Here is a 22,071-nt window from a genome sequence, read left to right as displayed (position 1 = left end):
GCCGAAGCAGCTCGTTCGAATGTGATGTTTGCACCTCAACATTCCGTCCAGAGCGAGGGCGCATTTGAATACCGATTCGACCCTGGCGAGGCGCCCAGGTGAATGCGCGCCACGCTCCAATGTCTCGGCCTTTTGGACCTAATCTAGAGTCAATCTTTCCCCGTTCCTCGACAGGGAGCCCGCCATGGCACTTGATCTCGAGCATCGCTTCGGCCACATCTCGCTTGGCTTCTTCCCATCGCCGATTCATCGGCTCAATCGCCTGTCCGATGTGCTCGGCATTTCGGTGTGGGCAAAGCGCGACGATGTGTCGTCCGGGCTCGCGTTTGGCGGCAACAAGATTCGCAAGCTCGAGTGGCTCGCCGCTGACGCAGTGAAGAAAGGCGCCGACACGCTCGTTTCCATCGGAAACATTCAGTCGAATCACACGCGCCAGGTTGCGGCCGTCGCGGCGGTGCTCGGCATGCGCTGCCGGCTGGTGCAGGAGGAGTGGACACACTGGGACGATCCGGTCTACGACAAGGTCGGCAATATCCTGCTGTCGCGGCTGATGGGCGCCGAGACGCTGCTGGAGGGCGAGGGCTACTCGACCGAGGTGAAGGAGACCTGGTCGCGCGCCCTCGAGCAGGTGCGCCGGGAAGGCGGCAAGCCTTATGCGATTCCGGCGGGTGCATCCGACCATCCCCTTGGTGGCCTTGGCTATGCGAACTTCACCGAGGAACTTGCGCGCCAGGAACAGGAAATGGGCATGTTCTTCGACACCGTGATTACCGCGACCTGCACCGGCTCGACACAGGGCGGCATGGTCGCTGGGTTCAAGGCGCAGGACAGGCCGCGCCGCCTGATTGGCATCGATACCGCTTGCAACGAGGCGATGACCCGCCGCGCCGTGACAAAGAGCGCGCGGCAGACTGCGGAACTGATCGGCATCCGCAAGCCGATCGACGACGCCGACGTGATCGTCGATCCGCGTTTCGCGGGCCCGGACTATGGCCTGCCCGACGATGGGACGATCGATGCGATCCGCACGGCAGCGCGGCTTGAGGCGATGCTCACCGATCCGGTGTACGAGGGCAAATCCATGGCGGGCCTGATCGCGATGGCGCAGGCGGGTGAGATTCCGAAGGGAACGAACGTGCTGTACGTGCATCTGGGCGGCGCGCCCGCACTCAACGCGTATCACAAGGCGTTCGCATGATCGGCTTGCACAAGATCGTGTGAGTCTGATAGCAAGCGCTTGCCAGGCCTGCACGTATCAGATGTCCCAAGACAGGGGAATCCGCGCGCGAATGTCAGCCGCCGGCTTCGGAAAGCTGCACGGTCCCTTGTACAGGGATTGAATCCGGGCTAAGTTGGAACAGCCGTCATGCGCCGGCGGAGGCAGATATGGTGCGATTGGCACTTCTACCGAGGTGGCTGGCCTTAGCGGCCATGCTGTTCGGACCAACGCTACTTGCCCAGCAGAGGCCATCGATGCCGCTCATACTGACATCCCCCGCGTTTGCCCAAGGCGGGGAGATCCCCACCGTGCACACGTGCGAAGGCACCGATGTGTCACCGCCACTGGCTTGGTCTGGGTTGCCACCCTCCACTGCCAGCCTGGTCCTGATTGTCGACGACCCGGATGCCCCGGACCCGGCGTCACCGCAAATGACATGGGTCCATTGGGTCGTGTACAACCTGCCGCCGAAGGCCGGCTCGCTTGCGCAGGGCATGAGCCGGCATAGCTTGCCGCCGGGCGCTCGCGAAGGTTTGAACGACTGGCACCGTGCCGATTACGGCGGGCCGTGTCCTCCAATTGGCCGGCACCGGTATTTCCACAAGCTATATGCCCTGGACGTCGTGCTGCCGGATCTCGGCAAGCCCGACAAGGCGGCGCTGGAACAGGCGATGCGGGGGCACATACTGGCCCATGCCGAACTGATCGGGACCTACCAGAAGCAGGGGCGCTGACGTAGTAACAGCCTGCCAGCATGAATGTCGGCGGGGACCAGACGGGGCAGTCATCTCTGGAAAAGATAAATAATTTCGAGGAGAAATCATGCACTACAAGAATCTGGTCATTTTGAGCATCGTGGCGCTGATGACAGGTAGCGCGCTGGCGCAGGGTTCGGGACTGACTCGCACCGTGGTCGGCCGGGCCGATGTATCCGTACCGGGTCGCGAAGCCGTGGTCGCGCGCGTGGAGGTGGCGCCAGGCACCTATGCGGGGCGGCATACGCATCCTGGAGACGAGATCAGCTACGTCATGGACGGCGAGGTGCAACTCCTGATCGACGGCCAGTCGCCGCGCACCATTAAGGCCGGAGAGTCGTTCGTGGTGCCGGCCGGCGTGGTGCATGACGCCCACAACAATGGTGGCACGGCGGCGCGGGTGGTGGGCGTGTACGTGGTCGAGAAAGGGAAGCCGCTGGCATCGCCGGCGCCGTGAGTGATGTGTCGGTCGGTGCGGGTTGGCACATCAGAAGAGGGCGCCAAGGCCTTTGACTTCCCTCAGAGGAACCATAAAGCCGCGGGAGTTCTCGTACTGATCGGCAAGAAAGGAAGGTTGGCACCGCGGGCATTCGTTCGGGGCCCCAAACAGCACCGACCTACAGGTTGAGTCCCGCTACCCCGCTGCTAATCGGGGTGGGCAGGCGCAAGGCAGGGTTAGCAGACCGGTGAGGAGGAGCCGGCGAGCCCGAGGGCTCCCCCGCCATGGCCCGCGCATGGAAGAGGCGTGCGCAGACACGGCGGATGTAAGGATACCGCCAGAAGGCGGTCGGCCAACTTTCTCACTCAGGCTGCTAAACCCGGTCGCCACGGCGCAACGACGAACCCAACGGGAACTGGGGCAGCAAGCGCGGGTATGGGCAAACTCTTAAAGGCGCGCCCAAACGAAACGTCAGAAGCCCAAACTAGCCAGCAGATCATCCACCTGCGACTGGTCCGACACCACATCGGCCTTGCCCTCCGGATTCACCTGCGGTCCGTTGAGCAGCGTCGACGGCGCCTGCGCTTCCACGCGGCGCTCGGACGGGACATTGTCGATCAGCACCTGCAGCAGTTCCTGCTCCAGCGTTCGGATCATGTCCATCATCTTCTTGATCACCTGCCCGGTCAGGTCCTGGAAGTCCTGCGCCATCATGATGTCGAGCAGGTGGCTGTTGGTGGCGCGGGCCTGGCCCGGCACCTCGGACAGGAAGGCGCGCGTGTCGAGCACCAGCGAGCGGGCGTCGGCCAACTCCACCGGCTTCTCGAACCACGCCTCCCAGCGCTTGTCCAGGGTCTCGGCCTGCTGCTCGATGCCGGACTGGATCGGCTGCGCCAGTTCGACCGCGTTCAGCGTGCGCTCGGCGGCCTGCTCGGTCATCGCCGCGATGTAGTTGAGCCGGTCGCGCGCGTCGGGAATGGCCTGCGCGGCGCGCTCGATCTCCTTGTCCAGGCCGAGCTCGCGCATATTGTCGCGCAGCATCCGCGTCAGGTTGCCGATGCGCAGGATCAGTTGCTCGGCCGAATCGTTGCTCAGCGTCGGAGTCATGGCAAAGGCTCCTCTTGATCAACCGGCGAGCTTCTCGAAGATCTTGGTGATCTTCTCGTCCAGCGTGGCGGCCGTGAACGGCTTGACCACATAGCCGTTGGCGCCGGCCTGGGCCGCGGCGATGATGTTTTCCTTCTTGGCCTCGGCCGTCACCATCAGCACCGGCATCTTGCCGATGTTCGCGTCGGCGCGGATCGCCTGCAGCATCGACAGGCCGTCCATGTTGGGCATGTTCCAGTCCGAGATCACGAACTGGAAGCTGCCGTCCCGGGCCTTCTCCAGGCCGGCGGCGCCGTCCTCGGCTTCCTCGACGTTGACGAATCCCAGCTCCTTGAGCAGGTTGCGGATGATCCGGCGCATGGTCGGGAAATCGTCCACGACCAGGATCTTGATGTTCTTGTCCACTTTGAGGGCTCCAGGTAAATGCAGTTATGGCTTGTTGGTCCGGCTTTGTTGTCGGCTTGCCGGCTCGACTAGACCCGTTGCGCGCGCGTGCCGTACGTGGCCAGGCGCGCCATCACGCGCTGGGTCATCGCCGGCAAGGGCACGATTTCATGCACGCCGCCGGTGGCGATCGCCTCCTTCGGCATGCCAAACACGATGCAGGTGTGCTCGTCCTGCGCCAGGTTATAGGCGCCGGCCTCGCGCATGCGCAGCATGCCGCGCGCGCCGTCCTTGCCCATGCCGGTCAGGATCACGCCGATCACGTTCTTGCCGCCATGCTCGGCGGCGGAATCGAACAGCACGTCGACCGAGGGCCGGTGGCGGTTGACCGGCGCTTCCTGCGACAGGTGCGCGACATAGTTGGCGCCGCTGCGCGCCAGGCGCAGGTGCGAGTCGCCCGGCGCGATGTACGCATGGCCCGGCAGCACGCGTTCGCCGTGCTCGGCTTCCTTCACGGTGACGCGGCACAGCCCGTCCAGGCGCTGCGCGAACGAGCGCGTGAAGCCGGCCGGCATATGCTGCACGATCATCACCGCGGGGCTGTCGGGCGGCAGCGGCATCAGGAATTCCTTGATCGCCTCGGTGCCGCCGGTGGAGGCGCCCAGGATGATCAGCTTCTCGGTCGACAGTAGCGGGCTGCGCAGAATCGGCGCGGGGGCAGCGACGCCTGCCGCGGGTTGCGCGGCCGCACGCACCCGCGCGCGCGATGCGGCACGCAGCTTGTCGGCAATGGTGTCGGTGTATTCGATCAGCCCGTCGCGGATACCGAGCTTGGGCTTGGTGACGAAATCCACTGCGCCCAGTTCCAGCGCGCGCATGGTGATTTCCGAGCCGCGCTCGGTCAGCGACGACACCATCAGCACCGGCATCGGCCGCAGCCGCATCAGGCGCTCAAGGAAATCCAGCCCGTCCATGCGCGGCATTTCGACGTCCAGCGTCAGCACGTCCGGGTTCAGGCGCTTGATCAGGTCGCGCGCCACCAGCGGGTCGGGCGCGGTGCCAACCACTTCCATGTCGGGCTGGCTGTTGATGATCTCCGTCATCAGGCTGCGGATCAGCGCGGAATCGTCCACGCAGAGCACCTTGATCTTGGCGGCAGTCATAGGAATTCGTGCTCGGTTGGGTCAGGGAAGCTGGCGCGTGGGAGACTGCCGCGCAAACAGTTCGGGGGTGCGCTCCGGCGCGCGCGCCGGGGTCCTGGCCGAGGTGGCGATGGCCCGTGCCAGCGCGCGTTCGTCGCGCGCCACCGAGACCTCGTCGTCCTGCCGCGTCAGGCGGCGCACCAGCGCCAGCCCGCCGATCGGGAAATAGCTGACGCGGCGCGCATGCGGGCCGCGCAGGTCCTGCGCCGCCACACGGATCTCTTCGGCCTTGAGGTAGCGCAGCACGAAATCCGCGTTGCGGTCGCCGATGTTCAGCGTGGTCATGTTGGCCAGCACCGCACCGCCGCCGAAGACCTTGGCCTCCAGCCGCTCGCGCCGCGCGCCCATCTTGAGCAGCTCGTTGATCAGCACCTCGAGCGCGTAGCTGCCGTAGCGCATCGATGGCGACAGCATGCGGTCGGCGCCAGCGCCGCCACCTTCGTCGTCGGGCAGCATGAAGTGGTTCATGCCGCCGACGCCGGCGACCTCGTCGCGGATGCACGCGGCCACGCACGACCCCAGCACGGTGGTCAGCACCACGTCCTCGCGCGTCACGTAGTACTCGTTGGGCAGCAGCTTGACCGCCTGCTTGCCGAACTCGCGGTCGAAGTAGGTGCGCGTGGCCAGCGCCTCGGGCAGATAGGGCGTGCGCATCAGGCCCTTCCCGCCCTGGCGGCATCGGGCGCCAGTTCGTAGACAGTCTGCCCGCGCAGCTGGAATGCGCGCGTGACGTAGGAAAAGTTCTCCGAATGGCCGGCGAAGAGCAGGCCGTGCGGCTTGAGCAGCGGCACGAAGCGCTCCAGGATGCGGCCCTGCGTCGGCTTGTCGAAATAGATCATCACGTTGCGGCAGAAGATCGCATCGAACTGCTCGCGGATGCCCCAGTCGGGCGCGAGCAGGTTGAGCGGATCGAACGTGATGGTGGCGGCCAGCTCGGGCTTGACCTTGACCGAGCCCGCGCGCGGGCCGGTGCCCTTCAGGAAGAAGCGCTTGAGCCGTTCGGGCGACAGCCGTGCGACCTGGTCGGCCGAATACACACCGCTGCGGGCCTTGGCCAGCACCTGCGTGTCGATGTCGGTGGCCAGCACGGTGGCGGCGCGGTCGCCCAGCGCCTCGGCCAGTGTGATGGCGATCGAGTACGGTTCCTCGCCGGTGGACGCCGCGGAGCACCACACGCTGTACGGGCGCCCTATTTTCTTCGCGTGCTCGGCCAGCAGCGGGAAATGGTGCGATTCGCGGAAGAACGAAGTCAGGTTGGTCGTCAGCGAGTTGGTAAAGAACTCCCACTCGGGCGAGCGGTCATCCGCTTCCAGGATCGCCAGGTACGAGGCAAAGTCGGCCAGCTGCAGCGTGCGCAGGCGGCGCGCCAGGCGGCTGTAGACCATTTCGCGCTTGTGGCTGCCCAGCGAAATCCCCGCGCGCTTGTGGATCAGCGCGCGGATCTTCTCGAAGTCGCGCTCGGTCAGCAGGAAGTCGCGCATCTCGTCGCGCCGCGGGTTGGCGACCGGCGCGGCGACTGCGCCCGCCAGGCCCTGGAGGCTGGCGGGAGCGCTGGCGGCAGTGCGGAACGGCGTCATGGCTGGCGTGGCGTTTCAGGTTGCGGCGGCGCCGGGTTCAGGCCAGCTCGGCCTCGACCAGCGCCATCTCGGGGCTGGTCATCAGCTTCTCGATATCGATCAGCACCAGCATGCGGCCGTCGACGGTACCCAGCCCGGTCAGGTGCTCGGTCGAGATCGACACGCCGAACTCCGGCGCCGGCTTGATCGCCTCGCCGGTCAGCGTCAGCACGTCCGACACGCCATCGACCACGATGCCGACCACGCGGCTGGCCACGTTGAGGATGATGACCACCGTCTGGTGGTCGTAGCGCACGTTGCCCAGGCGGAACTTCAGGCGCAGGTCGACGATCGGCACGATCACGCCGCGCAGGTTGGTCACGCCCTTGATGAATTCGGGCGCGCTGGCGATGCGCGTGACGGTCTCGTAGCTGCGGATCTCTTGCACCTTGAGGATGTCGATGCCGTATTCCTCCGAGCCCAGCGTGAAGACCAGGAACTCCTGGCCCGAAGCGTCGCTTCCGGGGGTATCGATGTGTCCGATGCCGGCCATGATGTGTTTTCTCTTCCTGTAGTGGGTCGGGGGGATCAGGCCAACGACGAGGCCAGCGCCGGCTCCTGCCGGCGCACGCCGGTGCGCTGCAGCGCGCCGACATCGACGATCAGCGCCACGCTGCCGTCGCCGAGGATGGTCGCCGCCGAAATGCACGGCACCTTGCGGTAGTTGGTTTCCAGGTTCTTCAGCACCACCTGGTGCTGGCCGATCAGCTGGTCTACCAGCAGCGCGAAGCGCTTGCCTTCGGCCTGCAGGATCACGGCGATGCCCTGCGTCGGCTCCTGCAGCGCGCCGGCGACGTTGAAGACGCGGTGCATTTCCAGCAGCGGCAGGTATTCGCCGCGCACGTGCATGACGCGGTCAGAGTTGGCGGCGGTATGCACGTCCTCTGCCTTGGGCTGCAGCGATTCCATCACGCAGTTCAGCGGCAGGATGAAGGTCTCGTCGCCGACCCTGACCGACATGCCGTCCAGGATCGCAAGCGTCAGCGGCAGCACGATGCGGATGGTGGTGCCCAGGCCCGGGCGCGAGCTGATCTGCACATGGCCGCCCATCTCCTGGATGTTGCGCTTGACCACGTCCATGCCCACGCCGCGGCCGGAGACGTCGGTGACGACTTCGGCGGTGGAGAAGCCAGGTGCGAAGATCAGCTGCCAGACTTCCTCGTCGCTGATGTTCTCGGACACCGGCAGGCCGTTCTGGATCGCCTTGGCCAGGATGCGCTCGCGGTTCAGGCCGCCGCCGTCGTCGCTCACTTCGATCACGATATTGCCGCCGTGGTGCTGCGCGGACAGCACCAGCTGGCCGGTCGGCTCCTTGCCGGCGGCGACGCGCTTGTCGGGCGTTTCGATGCCGTGGTCCAGGCTGTTGCGCACCAGGTGCGTGAGCGGGTCGATGATGCGTTCGATCAGGCTCTTGTCGAGCTCGGTGGCCTTGCCGAAGGTGACCAGGTCGATCTGCTTGCCGAGCTTGCTGGCCAGGTCGCGCACCAGGCGCGGGAAGCGCGAGAACACATAGTCCATCGGCATCATGCGGATCGACATCACCGCTTCCTGCAGGTCGCGCGCGTTGCGTTCGAGCTGGCCCATGCCGGAAAACAGGCGGTCGAACAGCACCGGGTCGAGCGACGACGCGGTCTGCGCCAGCATCGACTGGGTGATCACCAGTTCGCCCACCAGGTTGATGATCTGGTCGACCTTCTCGGTCGGCACGCGGATCGAGCCTTCGCCGTGCGCGGCGGCCGGGGCCGGCCTGGCTTTTTCCTTCTCCTTCTCTTTCTCGCGTGCGGCGGTAGCAGGCACTGCCGGGGCGGCCGCGGCCGGAGCCGGCGCGGGCACTGCCGCAGGTGCCGGTGCCGGTGCCGGTGCCGGTGCCGGTGCCGGCGTCGGTGCGTCGGTCGCGGGCTCGATCACGATCTGGTCCATGTCGATCACGAAGCAGCACACCGCGATGATGTCGTCGGCGCTGCACTGGGTGTTGAGCCACACCACCAGTTCGCCGTTGACCTCCTGCTGCCCGGTGATCTCGCCGAGGTTGGCGAGTTCTTCGCGCAGCAGCGCCTGGTCGTTGGCCGAGACCTTGATCAGCCGGATCTTCAGCGCGCCGCCGGCAACAGGAGTCGCTACCGGTGCGGCAGCGGGTGCAGGGGCCGGCGCGGCCGCGGGTGCGCCCGCCTCGCCGGCGGCTTCCTGCGCGAGCTGCTGCAGCACGGCGCAGATGCGCGCCAGCGTTTGCGGATCGGGTTCGGTGCCGTTGCGGTAGGCGTTGAGCTGGTCTTGCAACACGTCCTTGGTTTCCAGAAAGGTGTCGATGATGGTCCTGGTCAACGCCAGTTCCCGCCGGCGCGTGCGGTCCAGCAGGTTCTCGAAGATGTGGGTGGTCTCGGTCAGCGCCGCGAAGCCGAAGGTGGCGGCTCCGCCCTTGATCGAATGCGCTGCGCGGAAGATCGCGTTCAGATGCTCTGCATCGGGAGACTCGATGTCCAGGCCGAGCAGCAGCTGCTCCATTTCCACGAGCAGTTCTTCCGCTTCTTCGAAGAAGGTCTGGTAAAACTGTGTGATATCGATATCGACAGACATGGCGTCCTGACTCACTAGGTTACTGCGCTAGGCGCGGGCGCCGCTGGTGCGGCCGCGACTGGTGGTTTGCTGTGTCATGGCTTGCGGCCCTGCGCTTCCGGGGCGGCCGCTGCCGCCGGCGCGGAGGCAGCGGCCAAACCGGCCTGCATCTCCTGCGCCGCCTTGCCGGCCTGCGCCGACACCGAAACCTCGGCGGCGCTGGCGTTCTCGGCCTCGAAGCGCGCCTGCGCCTTCTGGTTGAGCACCACAATGCTGATGCGGCGGTTCACCGGTGCGAGCAGGTCGCCCTTGTCCAGCGGCATGGTCGCGGCCAGGCCCAGCACGCGCAGCACCTTGCCCTCCTGCATGCCGCCCGCGATCAGTTCGCGGCGCGAGGCATTAGCGCGGTCGCTGGACAGCTCCCAGTTGCTGTAGGTGCGCTCGCCGTTGGAATAGTTGGCCGCGTCGGTATGGCCGGACAGGCTGACCTTGTTCGGCAGCTCGTTCAGCACCGGGCCGATCTCGCGCAGGATGGTGCGCATATAGCTTTCGACGGCGGCGCTGCCGGTGCGGAACATCGGACGGTTCTGCGTATCGAGGATCTGGATGCGCAGGCCTTCGCTGGTGATATCGAGCAGCAGCTGCGGACGGAACTGGCGCAGCATCGGGTTGTTCTCGATGATCTGCTCCAGGCGCTGCTTGAGCGCGCGCAGGCGCTGCCCTTCCTGCAGTTCGTTGCGGCGCTGCTCCTCGCTCGGCTCGTTGTCGCGCGCGCGCATGATCTCGCCGTCCTTGCGCATGACGTCCATGCCGCCGCCCGGAATCACGCTGGGCGACTGGCTGCTTTTCTCGCCGCCGACGACAGCCACCTTGAGCGGCATGCGGAAATATTCCGCGATGCCTTCCAGCGTCTTCTTGTTGGCGCTGGACAGCAGCCACAGCACCAGGAACAGCGCCATCATCGCCGTCATAAAGTCGGCATAGGCGATCTTCCAGCTGTGGTTGCCGTGCGGCCTGGCGTGCGATTTCGCCCGGCGGACGATGATCGGACGCATGTCATGTGCGCTGCTCATGGGGTGCCTCCTGCCTTGCCGTGCTCAGTTCAGGCTCTTGACTTCGCGCACGTGGTCGTCGAGCTCGAGGAACGACGGCCGCACCGTGGAGTACAGCACCTTGCGGCCGAATTCCACCGCGACCAGCGGGGCGTAGCCGTTCAGGGAGGCGAGCAGCACCACCTTGATGCACTCGTAGACCTTGACGTTCTCGGACACCTGCAGCTCGATGCGCGCGGCCAGCGGCGAGATAAAGCCGTAGGCCAGCAGAATGCCCAGGAAGGTGCCGACCATGGCGTGCGCGATCAGCGCGCCCAGCTCGGCCGGCGGCAGGTCGGCAGAACCCAGCGCATGCACCACGCCCATCACCGCGGCGACGATGCCGAAGGCGGGCAGCGCATCGCCGACGCGCGACAGCGCATGGGCGGGAATCTCGGCCTCGTGGCGGAAGGTCTCGATCCTCGTGGTCCATCAGGGCCTCGATCTCGAAGGCGTTCATGTTGCCGTTGACCATCATGCGCAGGTAGTCGGTGAGGAATTCCACTCACCACCGGATCCGACAGGATGCGCGGGTACTGGCTGAAGACGCTGCTGGAAGCGGGATCCGCGATTTCCTTTTCCAGGAACAGGATGCCCTCGCGTCGTGCCTTGGACAGCAGCACGTAGAGCAGCGACATGACGTCCAGGTACAGCTCCTTCTTGTACTTGGAGCCCTTGAACAGGCCCGGCAGGGCGCGGGCGGTGGCCTTGATGGCCTTGGTGGTGTTGGTGGCGATGAAGGCACCGAAGGCGGCGCCCCCGATGATGACGAATTCCGCCGGTTGATATAGCGCGCCCATGTGGCCGCCGGTCATGGCGTAACCGCCAAGCACCGCGACAACCACGACGACATAGCCAAGAACTACTAGCACGATGGGATCCCCGTCAAAAAAACGCGCGTCAATCACGCACAATGGCCCGCGCACGGGCGAACGGGGAGTGGTCCGTCCGCCAGCGCTGCAAGCTTGCCGGCCGACGGACCTCAACCAGGATCAGGCGTTGGTCTGCACGGCGGCTGCGTCTTTCGAGAGCTTTTTCACTTTCCCTGCGCGCGAGGGCGGACGGCACAGGCTGCACACGAAGTTCGCGTGCGGCTCATACGCGTGCGTGACGAACTGTCCGCCGCAACACGTGCAGCCGGACAGCTGCAGCATATTGCTCTCGAAGAACCGTACTAACGTCCAGGCACGCGTGAAACTTAAGACAATTTCGCCGCCCAGCAGCGATACGTGCTCGAGGTACAGGCGATAGGCCGCCACCACGGCTCGGATGCCCACGGTCTCGCCTTCCTGCACCATGAACTGGTAGGCAGAGAAGAACAGCGACGAGTGGATATTCGGCAGCCAGGTGGTGAACCAGTCCGTCGAGAAGGGCAGCATGCCCTTGGGAGGCGAGACCCCGCGCAGTTCCTTGTACAGGCGGATGAGCCGGTCGCGCGACAGCGTGGTCTCGGCTTCAAGCACCTGCAGGCGCGCACCCAGGCCGATCAGCTCGATGGCGAGCTGGGTCTGGTTGGCATCCTGGAGAACGCTCTTGCGGGCGGCTGTGGAGGTGGCCGTGAACTCCGGTTCGGCTCGGCCTTCAGCAGCGCGGTCAATTGAGTGACTCCACAGGCTGGCGAGCAAGCAGGATCGCGGCGTGGATCTGCTGCATGTCATGGCTCTTGGCCGTGTGGGTGAGAGTGGACAGAAGCGCATGGTCGTCGAAGCGGAACCTGCACAGCACCATGTTGGATGCCGCGAGCTTGACGAGTTGCGCCGAAGTCAGCTTGCCGAGGATATCCGCGATTTCCTTGCTGACCCCGAGCCGAAACATGGCTTCGACCTGGTTTTCCGCGCACGAGTCGTTGCGCGAGCAGCAGATAGGCGAGGTTAACCTCCCTGATCTCCTGGAGAACTTCACTGCTTTCCAATTTTTCCCCGCTACCAAAAACCCACCGTTGCCGCTTGTCCGGCGCTTACCGGGCCCGAGGGCTCCGGCGACCAGATCGTTGATTTGCGGCTGGGCGGGTACAACGTACGACCTAAAGAAACTGCGCCCTTGTCACACTGTTATCAGCCCCGTTACAAGTGTTACAGAGTGTAAGTGAGACTGGTACGTTTATATCGGCAATCTGCCCGCAATGCCAATCCCTACTTACGCGGGGGGGTTGCAAATGTCGCACGAAACATACATGAGGCCTGCGGATTTTGTAACATTTCACAGTCCCGTAGCTTGATTTCGATCAACGCTGTAACGCAATCGTCATAAGAACCAAACGCGCGAAACGCCGTCCCGGTGCCTGCTGGATTCCTCTATTGACGAAGTGCGTGCGGGGTGCTCATTGCGCACGTGGCTTGCCCTGCCCTGTCCGAAAACGGCATGTCCAAAATCCGCGGCACGGCACGCGCGCGTTCAACCGCCGAACATGCGCCGCAGCCACGCCGCCAGGCGCGCAAAGACATCGTCGGGCGCGTCGCGGAACAACGCGGGGCGCGAGCGCTCCACCTGCTCGAGCACGCGCGCGGCTTCTTCCGGCTGCACCGAGCCATATTCGAGCGCCAGTCCCAGCATGCCGCGCAGTTCGCCGACGCGCGCACGGCCCGTGGCCTCGTTGTCGTCGGTCTGCAGCGCGTACATCAGGTCATAGGCACGCTGGCGCAGGCTTTCGGCCAGCCGCCATGCCGGTGTGCGCATGCGCTCCTCGAGCGCGCGCACGTCTTCGGCCGAGGCCGCGACCTGGGTCGCAAGCGCTTCGGTGAAGGCGGCGTCAGCCCCGCATTCGGCCAGCACCTTCGCGGCCCATTCGCGCGCATGCGCAAGGCGCTGCGCCGCGTTCCAGTCCGGCTGCACCGCGAGGCCAAAGCCGAAACGCTGCGCGTCGCGCATCAGCGCCGCCAGCGCGTTGGGCAGTTGCTTGTCGAACACGCGCCGGGCCCAGCCGTACTCGCCGCCGGACAACAGCCGGTTCACGGCGCGCTCGGTCAGCGGGCCATCGTGCTGCAGCAGCCTGGCGCGCAGGAAGTCGTTGAACTCGGGCGGCAGGAACTCGCGGTCCAGGCCGGTCGAGACGCCGATGAACTGGTCGAATTCCTTGCGCAGCCTGGCCGCGTCATCAGGCGGCAGGGCCAGGGTGATCTCGCTCGTCATAGCATTGCCATCCCGGGCCGCGCCACGGCCCGTGGTTCCGGTAGAAGGCGCCGGTGGATCAGAACGCGCTCCAGTCGCCGTTGTCGGCGCCGGCCAGCGCGGGGCGCGGCGCGCGTGCGGTGGTGACCGAATGCACTGGCTGTTTCTGCTCCATCGGCTCGGCGGGGCGCGAGGCATCGGCTTCAGCGGATGCCGCCGCGTTTGCCGCAACCGGAGCGGCCGCACGCTTGTGGATGGCCGGCGTGCGCACCTTCCCCGCCGCCTTGCCTGGCACCGCAGCGGAAACTGGCTTCGTGGCAGGCAGCGAGAACGATGCCTGCGCATCCTCCGCCGCCAGGCGGAACATCGCCACCGCGCCCTGCAGGCGGCCGGCCTGCTCTTCCAGCGCGCCGGCAGCGGCCGCGGCCTGCTCGACCAGTGCCGCGTTCTGCTGCGTCACCTCGTCCATCTGCGCCACGGCCTGGTTGACCTGTTCGATGCCTGAGCTCTGCTCGGCCGAGGCCGCGCTGATCTCGCCCATGATGTCGGTCACGCGCTTCACCGCCTGCACGATCTCGTCCATGGTCTTGCCGGCCTGGCCCACCAGCGCCGAGCCGTTGTCGACGCGCTCGACGGTATCGCCGATCAGGCCCTTGATCTCCTTGGCCGCGTTGGCGCTGCGCTGCGCCAGGCTGCGCACTTCGCCCGCAACCACGGCAAAGCCGCGGCCCTGCTCTCCGGCGCGCGCGGCTTCCACCGCGGCGTTCAGCGCCAGGATGTTGGTCTGGAAGGCAATGCCCTCGATCACGCCGATGATGTCGACGATCTTCCTGGATGCATCGTTGATCTCGTCCATGGTCTGCACCACGCGGCCGACCACCTCGCCGCCGCGCAGCGCGGTCTCCGACGCATTGGCCGCCAGCCCGCTGGCCTGGCGCGCGTTATCCGCGTTCTGGCGCACGGTGCTGGTCAGCTCTTCCATGCTGGAGGCGGTCTCTTCCAGCGACGCGGCCTGCTGCTCGGTGCGTTGCGACAGGTCGTTGTTGCCGGCCGCAATTTCACGCGAGGCGGTGCCGATCGATTCGGCCGATTCCTTGAAATCGCGGACCATGTGCGACAGCTGCTGCTGCATCTGCTGCATGGCATAGACCAGGCTGCTCTTGTCGCCGGCGCGCGTAGCCACCGGCGCGGAGAAGTCGCCGTCGGCGATGCGCTTCGCGATCTCGGCCGCGTAGCCCGGCTCGCCGCCGAGCTGGCGCGACAGCCCGCGTGCCAGGAGCACGCCCAGCAGCACCGAGAGCGCCAGGCCGCCCAGCACCAGGCCCAGCATCCACAGCCGCGTCGCGTCATACACGCTTTGCGCCTCTTCCATGTTGCCGCGGGCGCGGTCGTCGCGGCGCTTGACCATCCTGGCCATCACGGCTTCCAGCGCATGGCTGTCCTTGAGCAGGTCGGTGCTCTCGGTGAACACCTGGCTCTCGAACTGCGAGGTATCGAGCGGCTGCTTGCTGACCAGCTCGACGTACTTCTCCATGCGCGCCCGGAAGGCCGGCGCCAGGTCGTGGTACTGCTTGACCAGCGCCTGCGACTCGGCGGTCGACGAGAAGGCGCCTGCCACGCTGCGGATGCGCTCGTCCATCACGCCCAGCGACTTGGCGATCTGCTCCTTCTCGGTGGCGCGCTCGCCCATGGTCGACGCGGACAGCAGGCCGATCTGCGAGCGGCTGGCGTAGACCAGGTTGATGTTGGCGTCCTGCACGGCCTTGAGCGCCTGCAGGTCGCCGTGATAGATCCTGCCGGTCCAGTCGGCCATGCGCCCCATGTTGACGACGCCCAACAGGCCCATGACGGCACCGATCACCGCGACGACCAGGAATCCGGCAACCAGCCTGGTCGTGACGCGCAATTGATTGAACCACTGCATAGCAACTCCCCCTTGTGACCCTTGTTACTGAACTTCGCACTAAGCCTGTGCCATGGACCGGGCCGCCGCTTCGCGCTGCGCGGCCGGCAGGCGTTGCGGGCGCCGTTGTGGACGAACCTCGGCCTGCATGCTGACGCGGAAGGTGGCAACCGCATCGCGCAGCCGCAAAGCCTGCTCTTCCAGCGAGCCCGCTGCTGCTGCGGCCTGCTCGACCAGCGCGGCGTTCTGCTGCGTGCCTTCATCCATCTGCGCCACGGCCTGGTTGACCTGCTCGATGCCGGCGCTCTGCTCGGCCGAGGCCGCGCTGATCTCGCCCATGATGTCGGTCACGCGCTTCACCGCCTGCACGATCTCGTCCATGGTCTTGCCGGCCTGGCCCACCAGCGCCGAGCCGTTGTCGACGCGCTCGACGGTATCGCCGATCAGGCCCTTGATCTCCTTGGCCGCGTTGGCGCTGCGCTGCGCGAGGCTGCGCACCTCGCCCGCGACCACGGCAAAGCCGCGGCCCTGCTCGCCGGCGCGCGCGGCTTCCACCGCGGCGTTCAGCGCCAGGATGTTGGTCTGGAAGGCAATGCCCTCGATCACGCCGATGATGTCGACGATCTTCCTGGATGCATCGTTGATCTCGTCCATGGTCTGCACCACGCGGCCGACCACCTCGCCGCCGCGCAGCGCGGTCTCCGACGCATTGGCCGCCAGCCCGCTGGCCTGGCGCGCGTTGTCCGCGTTCTGGCGCACGGTGCCGGTCAGCTGCTCCATGCTGGAGGCGGTCTGCTCCAGCGACGCCGCCTGCTGCTCCGTGCGCTGCGACAGGTCGTTGTTGCCGGCAGCGACCTGGTGCGTTGCCGTGGAAATGCTGGCCATGCCTTCCTGGATTTCATGCACCACTGACAGCAGGCTGCGCTGCATGGTCTGCATCGCCTGCGCCAGCGCGCCGATCTCGTCGCCGCTGCGATGCTCGAAGCGCGTGGTCAGGTCGCCCGCGCCCAGCCGCAGCGCAAAGTCCAGCATGTCGCCCAGCGGCCGGTGCACGCGCGCCAGCAGCATGGTGCCGGCCGCGAACGAGGTCGCCAGCGCCAGTGCGAAGCCGCCCCACAGCCACGGTCGCAGCGTCGCGGCCCCTGCCGGGTCCAGGATCTCGACCGCTGCCAGCGCCGCCAGGAACCACACCAGCCCGCCCGCCTGCGCCCACAGGATGCGGCGCTTCAGGTTCATGCGCAGCGCGCGTTGCGCCAGGCCGGCGAGCCCCGTGCGCACCACGGCGCCGTCACGGATCGCCAGTCCCGCAGCGCGTCCCGCTCGGAAGCGCGCATACAGCGCGCCGGCGGCTTCGACCTGCTCGCGCGAGGGCATCGAACGCACCGAGGTATAGCCGACCACGCGCCCGTCGATGCGCGTGGGCGTCACGGTGGCGGTGACCCAGTAGAAGTCGCCGTTCTTGCGGCGGTTCTTGACCACGCCGATCCAGGTGCGGCCGGCTTCCAGGTTTTGCCACAGGTCGGCAAACGCCTCGGGCGGCATGTCGGGATGGCGCACCAGGTTGTGCGGCGCGCCCATCAGTTCCTCGGCTGCATAGCCGCTGGCCTCGATAAAGGTGCGGTTGGCGAAGGTGATACGGCCCTTGAGGTCCGTGCGCGAGATCAGGTAGTCAGATGGTGAGAGCTGGTATTCGCGCTGCGTAACGGGTTGGTTGTTTCGCATGGATGATATCGATACTGCTTGCCCGAAGAAACCATGGCTGCCAGGCATGGCGCAATTCCGGGCGGTACGATCCGGCAGGCGTGCCAGCCGGGCGGCGGGGGTGAACAGGCAGGTGTGGCAGGGATCAGGCCACGGCGTCGAGCGCGGCCAGTTCTTCGGTATTGAGCAGCTTCTCGATATCGACCAGGATCAGCATGCGCTGCTCGACCGAGCCGAGGCCGCGGATGTAGTCGGTAGCCAGCTCGCCGGAAAAATGCGGCGTGGGCTTGATCTGCGCGGGCGTCAGCGTCAGCACGTCGGAGACGCCGTCGACGACGATGCCGGTGGTGCGCTCGTTGAGATCGACGATGATGACCACGGTGTACTGGTCATAGCTGACGTTGGCCTGGCGGAACTTGATGCGCAGGTCGATGATCGGCACGATGATGCCGCGCAGGTTGATCACGCCCTTGATGTAGTCGGGCGCATTGGCAAGCTGGGTGACCGACTCGTAGCCGCGGATCTCCTGGACCTTCAGGATATCGATGCCGTACTCTTCGCGGCCCAGCGTGAAGGCCAGGAATTCCTCGCCCGCGCCTTCGTTCACGCCTGCCGCGCCGTTTGCCTTGTCGATATGCCGCATCGTCAGCCCCCATTCTGGTCATGCCGGTTTCCTGGCGCCGTGCGCCGGGGCGTGGTTTCGCCCACCAGTGTTTACGGCAGCAAACGGGGTGACTGAAGGCCGATGCGGCGCCTTCCTTACCCTTCCGAGGAGGGGTGCGGGGGCGCCAGCAGCGCCGCCACGGCCTGCATCAGCGCATCGGGATCGAAGGGCTTGGGCAGGAAGCCCGAGGCGCCCGCGGCGCGGGCCTGCTCGCGGATGCTGCCGTCATGCTCGGTGGTCAGCATCAGGATCGGGATGGCGGCGTAGCGCGCGCTGGCGCGCAGTCGGCGGATCAGGGTCAGGCCGTCCATGCCGGGCATGACCTGGTCGGTGACCAGCATGCCGAACGCGACATGATCCGCGGCATCGTCATCCGCAGCCGCGGTGTCGGCCAGCGCATACGCCTGCTCGCCGTCGGCCGCCTCGGTGACGTCGAACCCGCCGGCACGCAGGCATGCGCCGATCATGCGGCGTAGCGAGGGGGAATCGTCGACGACGAGAATGCTGGGCAATGACATTGGCGCCTCCGTTGGCAGGGCTCGGTTGATCCGCCGGATGCTGAAGCAGTGCTTGGCGCGGATGGCGCGCGGCCGGCGACGGACAGGCCGGCGCAGGGCCGCGCTGCAAGCGCGCGGGCCCTGCCAGCGTGGATATCGGCATGGCAGGCGCGTCGCTTTAGCGTTTTTGGCGTTTTTTCGGCCTGGTGCTTGTGCGTGCGGCGCGGCGCTCAGGCTGGCTGCGGCCCGCGCAACGCCTCGGCAAACCCTGCCGCATCGAGCGGCAGCGACAGCAGGAAGCCCTGCACCTCGTCGCAGCCCATCTCGTTGAGGATTTCCAGCTGCGAGGCCGACTCGACGCCTTCGGCCACCACCTTCATGCGCAGCTCGTGCGCCAGCGCCACCATCGAGCCGACGATGGCGCGCCCTTGCGCATCGGTGTCGAGCCCGCCGATCAGCGTGCGGTCGATCTTGAGCGTGCCCACGCGCAGGCGCTTGAGATAGCCCAGGCTCGAATAGCCGCTGCCGAAGTCGTCCAGCGCCACCTGGATGCCGAGCGACTGCAGCTCGGCCAGCGTCTCCAGCGATTTGCCGATGTCCTTCATGGCGGCGGTCTCGGTGATCTCCAGCGTGATCGCCGACGGCGGGATGTCGTGCTGGTGGATCTGCTCGAGCAGGTACTGCGGGAAATTGCGGCTGGCAAAGCGCAACCCCGACACGTTGATCGCCACCGGCACGGTCGGCAGGCCGGCGTCCTGCCACAGGCGCACCTGGCGGCAGACGCTGGTCAGCACCCAGTCGTCGAGCTTGTCGATCTGGCCGGACTGCTCGGCCACGGCGATGAACTCGGCCGGGCTGACCTGGCCCAGCGCGGGATGGCGCCAGCGGCACAGCGCCTCGGCGCCCACCAGCGTGCGGCGGCGGGCGTCATACTTGGGCTGGAACTGCAGCGACAGCGCCTCATCCTGGATCGCCAGCCACAGGTCGCGGCGGATCACGCGGGTGCGGCGGGCCCGCTCGCCGGCAGCGCTATTGAACAGGCGCACCTGGTTCGAGCCGCTTTCGCGGGCCTCGGCCAGGCTCACTCGTGCGGCTTGCATCAGCGCCTCGGAGGTCTGGGCGTCGCGCGGGTAGATGGCGATGCCGATATTGACGCCGATCTGCATCTGCAGCCCGCGCGCGGCGATGAATTCCGCCAGCGAGCCCAGCACGCGCGAGCCCAGCTCCTGCGCGCGGCCGTGGTGCACCAGCTCGGGCACGCCGACGGCGAACTCGTCGCGCGCCAGCCGGGCGAGGAAGTCGTGCGGCTCCAGCACGGCCTGCGCCAGCGCGCCGGCGTCCTGCGCCAGGATATCGTCGGCGCGGATCTCGAAGACTTCGTCGACCTCGCGGTAGTCGGCAATATGGATCAGCAGCACGGCGCAGCCGGTGTCGGCCAGCCGCGCCTGGGCCATGGCCTGGTCCAACCAGCGGCCGAACGCGACGCGGTCGGGCATCACGGTGGCGACGCTGTACTCGCCCACCGTGCCCTGCCCGCGCGCGGTGGCGCGCACCGTAAGCCGGCCGGGAATGCGGGCGCCGCGCCGCACCAGCCGCGGCTCGGCGCCGCGCACCAGGGCGGTGGCGGCATCATCGGCAAGATCCCCGGCGGGGCTGGTCTCGGTGCGCGATACCGGCAGCCAGCCGCGCGACTGCGCCCGGTGCAGCGCGAACATCAGTGCGCACAGCGCGGTCAGGCCGCCTGCCAGCCAGGCGGGATGAGGCAGTCCGGCCGCGTCGATGCAGGCGCGCGCCGAAGGCGCGCCGGCGCCGCAGGCCCGGCCCAGGTGGGTGCCGGCCGCGGCCACCATGCCGGCGCCGGCGACCACCGCCAGCACCGCCGCGCCGCGCCACAGGCGCGCGCCCTGGCGCAGCCACTGCAACAGCAGCTTGGCGGCGGCGGTGGCGGCCGCGGCGGCGGCGAAGCTGGCGGCCATCTCGGCGGTGTCGTTGGCCACCGGCACGCTGCCCGACAGCACCACCACCACCACGGGCAGGCTCACGGCGAGCTGCGACAGCAGCGCCGCCGTCCAGGTCAGCGTGCGCAGCGACCGGCTTCCGGCGCCCTCGTCCGCACGCCCGGCGCGGGCGCCGAGGGCGGCGGCCACGCCCAGCAGGGCGGCGAGCAGCAACAGGACGGTACTCAGGGCAATCATTGGGCTGCGCGGTGGTAAAGAAAATGCGCGAAGACAAAGCCGACGCGGGGCAAACCTCGCATCATGGCATCTTGCGGTCGCCGTGTGAACAACACAATACGGGGGTCCCCTGCCGGGGACATCTGTTTAGAACGCACTCCAGTCATCGTCGCGGCCGGCGGCGACCGGCGCCGGCCGCGGCGCGGTGCCGGGGCCACGGTACCGCCTGCAAGGGTAAATACCGAAACCACGTTCTTCAGCTGCTGGTGATGCGCGAGGCCAGGTCGCCGCGCGCAATGCGCTCGAACATGGCCAGCGCTTCCTGCACCGGCGTGACGATGGCGCGGTTCAGTGCCACCGTGCACAGCACCGCGACCGCCAGCCCCAGCACGACCAGCGCGATCGACAGCGTGCGGATGCTGGCAAAGCTGGCCTGCGCGGCGTCGAAATTGGCCTTGCCGGCGCCCAGCTGGAATTTCTGCAGCGCTTCATGCGCGCTGGACATGCTGCGTTGCAGATCGGGCAGTACCTTGCGGGCCAGGCGCATGCGGGTCATGGCCAGCATGGCGTCGCTCAGCGCAATGGACGAAGCCAGCTGGTTGGAATACGTCTCCTTGAGCGAGTCGTTGCCGGAGGAAATACCGTGCAGCCCGGCGCCGCCTACCAGCAACAGCAGCACCGACAGCATTCCCATGGCGCCCCGCAACAGGGTCTTGATCTGGATATTGTGGTGGAAAGACATTGTTGAAAGGAAAACGTAAGCATTCCGCGAGGCACGCTCCTGGCCTCGTTACGGCAAGACCAGACACCCACTTGATCCGCCCTGCCCGGATAACGGCGCGGCCCATCTGGTACTTGAGCAGCAGCGCCCGGCCGCGCGGCAAATGGCCGGAATTAACCCGGATGTCGGATATACGGCACGCCGCGTCTCGCGGCATGTAAGCAGACGCTTTATTCACCGGAGCGGCGCCGATTATGGCAATTTGATTTCCACCGGCGCCGGCGCGCCCCGGCGCCACTGGTTTGCGCGGATCGCGCCGCTCAGGCCGATTTATGTGCCGGCCCGACAGTACAACAGAGGTAGTGCGGCATTGCGTTCCGGTTCAAATCCGGCGGGGCGACCGGAATGGTTCACGAAAGTTCACAGCAATATCGGCTGCAAGAATTTTCGCAAAAACCATGCAGGAATAGCGCCCCGGGATTTGCAGCGGCTCGCTACCCCGTTATAATTGTTTTCAGCATTTCAGCACACCCACAGCGCTGCGCAGCATTGCGCGACACCCCGCTGTACCGACACCCACGCATATCACCCCACCGGAAACCGAGGACGCAATGGCGACTTATCAGGAAATCGTTCAGCAAATCAGTGAACTGCAGAAGCAAGCCGAGGAAATCAAGGCGCGCGAACAGGCTTCGGTGATCTCGGATATTCGCGAGAAAATCGAGCAATATGGCCTGACCGCTGAAGACCTGGGTTTTGGCGTGAAAGCGCCGGCCGGCAAGAAGGCGGCAAACCGCAAGGTGCCGGTGCGCTATCGCGACAGTGCGGGCAATACCTGGACCGGCCGCGGCAAGCGTCCGGGCTGGCTGACCCAGGCCCTGGCACAGGGCAAAACTGTCGAGGACTTCCTGATTCGCTGAAGCGCGACGCCGGCACA

General features: G+C 66.6%; 18 protein-coding genes and 4 pseudogenes. 4 read left to right on the top strand and 18 right to left on the bottom strand.

Annotated features, from left to right (window positions below; all coding sequences use genetic code 11):
• The first annotated feature begins 184 nt into the window (after nucleotides 1–184).
• The 3 genes from E0W60_RS07215 to E0W60_RS07205 all read left to right on the top strand — a co-directional run bounded on the left by E0W60_RS07215 (nucleotide 185) and on the right by E0W60_RS07205 (nucleotide 2,431).
• Nucleotides 185–1,198, top strand: a complete 1,014-nt coding sequence (locus tag E0W60_RS07215; protein WP_135703487.1) for a 1-aminocyclopropane-1-carboxylate deaminase — start codon at nucleotides 185–187, stop codon at nucleotides 1,196–1,198.
• Nucleotides 1,199–1,473: 275 nt separating this feature from the next.
• Nucleotides 1,474–1,953 (top strand): YbhB/YbcL family Raf kinase inhibitor-like protein, encoded by a 480-nt coding sequence (locus E0W60_RS07210; protein ID WP_135703486.1) that lies wholly within the window; start codon nucleotides 1,474–1,476, stop codon nucleotides 1,951–1,953.
• A gap of 88 nt (nucleotides 1,954–2,041) precedes the next feature.
• Complete coding sequence (locus tag E0W60_RS07205; protein ID WP_135703485.1) at nucleotides 2,042–2,431, top strand: cupin domain-containing protein; 390 nt, start codon at nucleotides 2,042–2,044, stop codon at nucleotides 2,429–2,431.
• A gap of 453 nt (nucleotides 2,432–2,884) precedes the next feature.
• Here the strand turns inward: E0W60_RS07205 and cheZ are convergent, their stop codons facing one another.
• The 18 genes and pseudogenes from cheZ to E0W60_RS07115 all read right to left on the bottom strand — a co-directional run.
• A complete protein-coding gene (gene cheZ, locus E0W60_RS07200; RefSeq protein WP_135703484.1) occupies nucleotides 2,885–3,520 on the bottom strand; it encodes a protein phosphatase CheZ in 636 nt (211 codons plus the stop codon).
• 18 nt (nucleotides 3,521–3,538) lie between these two features.
• On the bottom strand, nucleotides 3,539–3,925 hold the full coding sequence (cheY, locus tag E0W60_RS07195; RefSeq protein WP_133095417.1) for a chemotaxis response regulator CheY: 387 nt from the start codon (nucleotides 3,923–3,925) through the stop codon (nucleotides 3,539–3,541).
• A gap of 68 nt (nucleotides 3,926–3,993) precedes the next feature.
• Nucleotides 3,994–5,067, bottom strand: coding sequence for a protein-glutamate methylesterase/protein-glutamine glutaminase (locus tag E0W60_RS07190; protein ID WP_135703483.1), 1,074 nt, complete (start codon nucleotides 5,065–5,067; stop codon nucleotides 3,994–3,996).
• A gap of 21 nt (nucleotides 5,068–5,088) precedes the next feature.
• Nucleotides 5,089–5,760, bottom strand: a complete 672-nt coding sequence (cheD, locus tag E0W60_RS07185) for a chemoreceptor glutamine deamidase CheD (RefSeq protein ID WP_133095419.1) — start codon at nucleotides 5,758–5,760, stop codon at nucleotides 5,089–5,091.
• On the bottom strand, nucleotides 5,760–6,683 hold the full coding sequence (locus tag E0W60_RS07180) for a CheR family methyltransferase (RefSeq protein ID WP_195427993.1): 924 nt from the start codon (nucleotides 6,681–6,683) through the stop codon (nucleotides 5,760–5,762). Before E0W60_RS07180 ends, cheD begins: the two co-directional genes overlap by 1 nt.
• A 37-nt stretch (nucleotides 6,684–6,720) precedes the next feature.
• Complete coding sequence (locus E0W60_RS07175; protein ID WP_133095420.1) at nucleotides 6,721–7,215, bottom strand: chemotaxis protein CheW; 495 nt, start codon at nucleotides 7,213–7,215, stop codon at nucleotides 6,721–6,723.
• A gap of 35 nt (nucleotides 7,216–7,250) precedes the next feature.
• Nucleotides 7,251–9,296 carry a chemotaxis protein CheA gene (cheA, locus tag E0W60_RS07170; RefSeq protein ID WP_135703482.1) on the bottom strand — a complete coding sequence of 682 codons (2,046 nt, stop codon included), beginning with the start codon at nucleotides 9,294–9,296 and terminating at the stop codon, nucleotides 7,251–7,253.
• A 74-nt stretch (nucleotides 9,297–9,370) separates the two neighbouring features.
• Nucleotides 9,371–10,348 (bottom strand): flagellar motor protein MotB, encoded by a 978-nt coding sequence (gene motB, locus E0W60_RS07165; protein ID WP_133095422.1) that lies wholly within the window; start codon nucleotides 10,346–10,348, stop codon nucleotides 9,371–9,373.
• 24 nt (nucleotides 10,349–10,372) lie between these two features.
• Nucleotides 10,373–11,238, bottom strand: a pseudogene (motA, locus tag E0W60_RS07160) (flagellar motor stator protein MotA).
• A 120-nt stretch (nucleotides 11,239–11,358) separates the two neighbouring features.
• Nucleotides 11,359–11,963: pseudogene (gene flhC, locus E0W60_RS07155) on the bottom strand (flagellar transcriptional regulator FlhC).
• A pseudogene (gene flhD / locus E0W60_RS07150) lies at nucleotides 11,960–12,278 on the bottom strand (flagellar transcriptional regulator FlhD). The pseudogenes flhC and flhD overlap by 4 nt, the downstream one beginning before the upstream one ends.
• A 482-nt stretch (nucleotides 12,279–12,760) precedes the next feature.
• The gene (locus E0W60_RS07145; RefSeq protein WP_135703481.1) at nucleotides 12,761–13,495 is read right to left on the bottom strand and encodes a DUF4088 family protein; all 735 of its coding nucleotides are present in this window, start codon (nucleotides 13,493–13,495) and stop codon (nucleotides 12,761–12,763) included.
• Nucleotides 13,496–13,553: 58 nt separating this feature from the next.
• Nucleotides 13,554–15,398 carry a methyl-accepting chemotaxis protein gene (locus E0W60_RS07140; protein WP_135703480.1) on the bottom strand — a complete coding sequence of 615 codons (1,845 nt, stop codon included), beginning with the start codon at nucleotides 15,396–15,398 and terminating at the stop codon, nucleotides 13,554–13,556.
• 39 nt (nucleotides 15,399–15,437) lie between these two features.
• A complete protein-coding gene (locus E0W60_RS07135; protein ID WP_135703479.1) occupies nucleotides 15,438–17,099 on the bottom strand; it encodes a methyl-accepting chemotaxis protein in 1,662 nt (553 codons plus the stop codon).
• 124 nt (nucleotides 17,100–17,223) lie between these two features.
• Entirely contained in the window at nucleotides 17,224–17,721 is a 498-nt protein-coding gene (locus E0W60_RS07130; protein ID WP_133097965.1) for a chemotaxis protein CheW, read from the bottom strand.
• Between the two features lie 116 nt (nucleotides 17,722–17,837).
• The gene (locus E0W60_RS07125; RefSeq protein WP_135703478.1) at nucleotides 17,838–18,260 is read right to left on the bottom strand and encodes a response regulator; all 423 of its coding nucleotides are present in this window, start codon (nucleotides 18,258–18,260) and stop codon (nucleotides 17,838–17,840) included.
• A 209-nt stretch (nucleotides 18,261–18,469) separates the two neighbouring features.
• Nucleotides 18,470–20,434, bottom strand: coding sequence for a putative bifunctional diguanylate cyclase/phosphodiesterase (locus E0W60_RS07120; RefSeq protein ID WP_135703477.1), 1,965 nt, complete (start codon nucleotides 20,432–20,434; stop codon nucleotides 18,470–18,472).
• Nucleotides 20,435–20,675: 241 nt separating this feature from the next.
• Nucleotides 20,676–21,155, bottom strand: a pseudogene (locus tag E0W60_RS07115) (Tar ligand binding domain-containing protein); the annotation flags it as partial.
• Between the two features lie 590 nt (nucleotides 21,156–21,745).
• Between E0W60_RS07115 and E0W60_RS07110 the strand changes: the two are divergent.
• Nucleotides 21,746–22,054 (top strand): H-NS family nucleoid-associated regulatory protein, encoded by a 309-nt coding sequence (locus E0W60_RS07110; RefSeq protein WP_133097962.1) that lies wholly within the window; start codon nucleotides 21,746–21,748, stop codon nucleotides 22,052–22,054.
• Nucleotides 22,055–22,071 lie beyond the last annotated feature (17 nt).

The organism is Cupriavidus oxalaticus (genome assembly GCF_004768545.1).
Taxonomy (GTDB): Bacteria; Pseudomonadota; Gammaproteobacteria; order Burkholderiales; family Burkholderiaceae; genus Cupriavidus; species Cupriavidus oxalaticus_A.
This window is presented reverse-complemented; position numbering and strand designations above follow the sequence as displayed.

Bases quoted from the DNA above. Each gene is read 5' to 3' on its own strand.
- E0W60_RS07120 (WP_135703477.1), bottom strand. From the start codon at position 20,434: ATGATTGCCCTGAGTACCGTCCTGTTGCTGCTCGCCGCCCTGCTGGGC.
- E0W60_RS07140 (WP_135703480.1), bottom strand. From the start codon at position 15,398: ATGCAGTGGTTCAATCAATTGCGCGTCACGACCAGGCTGGTTGCCGGA.
- E0W60_RS07130 (WP_133097965.1), bottom strand. From the start codon at position 17,721: ATGCGGCATATCGACAAGGCAAACGGCGCGGCAGGCGTGAACGAAGGC.
- cheA (WP_135703482.1), bottom strand. From the start codon at position 9,296: ATGTCTGTCGATATCGATATCACACAGTTTTACCAGACCTTCTTCGAA.
- cheZ (WP_135703484.1), bottom strand. From the start codon at position 3,520: ATGACTCCGACGCTGAGCAACGATTCGGCCGAGCAACTGATCCTGCGC.
- E0W60_RS07210 (WP_135703486.1), top strand. From the start codon at position 1,474: ATGCCGCTCATACTGACATCCCCCGCGTTTGCCCAAGGCGGGGAGATC.
- E0W60_RS07145 (WP_135703481.1), bottom strand. From the start codon at position 13,495: ATGACGAGCGAGATCACCCTGGCCCTGCCGCCTGATGACGCGGCCAGG.
- E0W60_RS07110 (WP_133097962.1), top strand. From the start codon at position 21,746: ATGGCGACTTATCAGGAAATCGTTCAGCAAATCAGTGAACTGCAGAAG.
- motB (WP_133095422.1), bottom strand. From the start codon at position 10,348: ATGAGCAGCGCACATGACATGCGTCCGATCATCGTCCGCCGGGCGAAA.
- E0W60_RS07175 (WP_133095420.1), bottom strand. From the start codon at position 7,215: ATGGCCGGCATCGGACACATCGATACCCCCGGAAGCGACGCTTCGGGC.
- cheD (WP_133095419.1), bottom strand. From the start codon at position 5,760: ATGCGCACGCCCTATCTGCCCGAGGCGCTGGCCACGCGCACCTACTTC.
- E0W60_RS07190 (WP_135703483.1), bottom strand. From the start codon at position 5,067: ATGACTGCCGCCAAGATCAAGGTGCTCTGCGTGGACGATTCCGCGCTG.
- E0W60_RS07135 (WP_135703479.1), bottom strand. From the start codon at position 17,099: ATGCGAAACAACCAACCCGTTACGCAGCGCGAATACCAGCTCTCACCA.
- E0W60_RS07215 (WP_135703487.1), top strand. From the start codon at position 185: ATGGCACTTGATCTCGAGCATCGCTTCGGCCACATCTCGCTTGGCTTC.
- E0W60_RS07205 (WP_135703485.1), top strand. From the start codon at position 2,042: ATGCACTACAAGAATCTGGTCATTTTGAGCATCGTGGCGCTGATGACA.
- E0W60_RS07180 (WP_195427993.1), bottom strand. From the start codon at position 6,683: ATGACGCCGTTCCGCACTGCCGCCAGCGCTCCCGCCAGCCTCCAGGGC.
- E0W60_RS07125 (WP_135703478.1), bottom strand. From the start codon at position 18,260: ATGTCATTGCCCAGCATTCTCGTCGTCGACGATTCCCCCTCGCTACGC.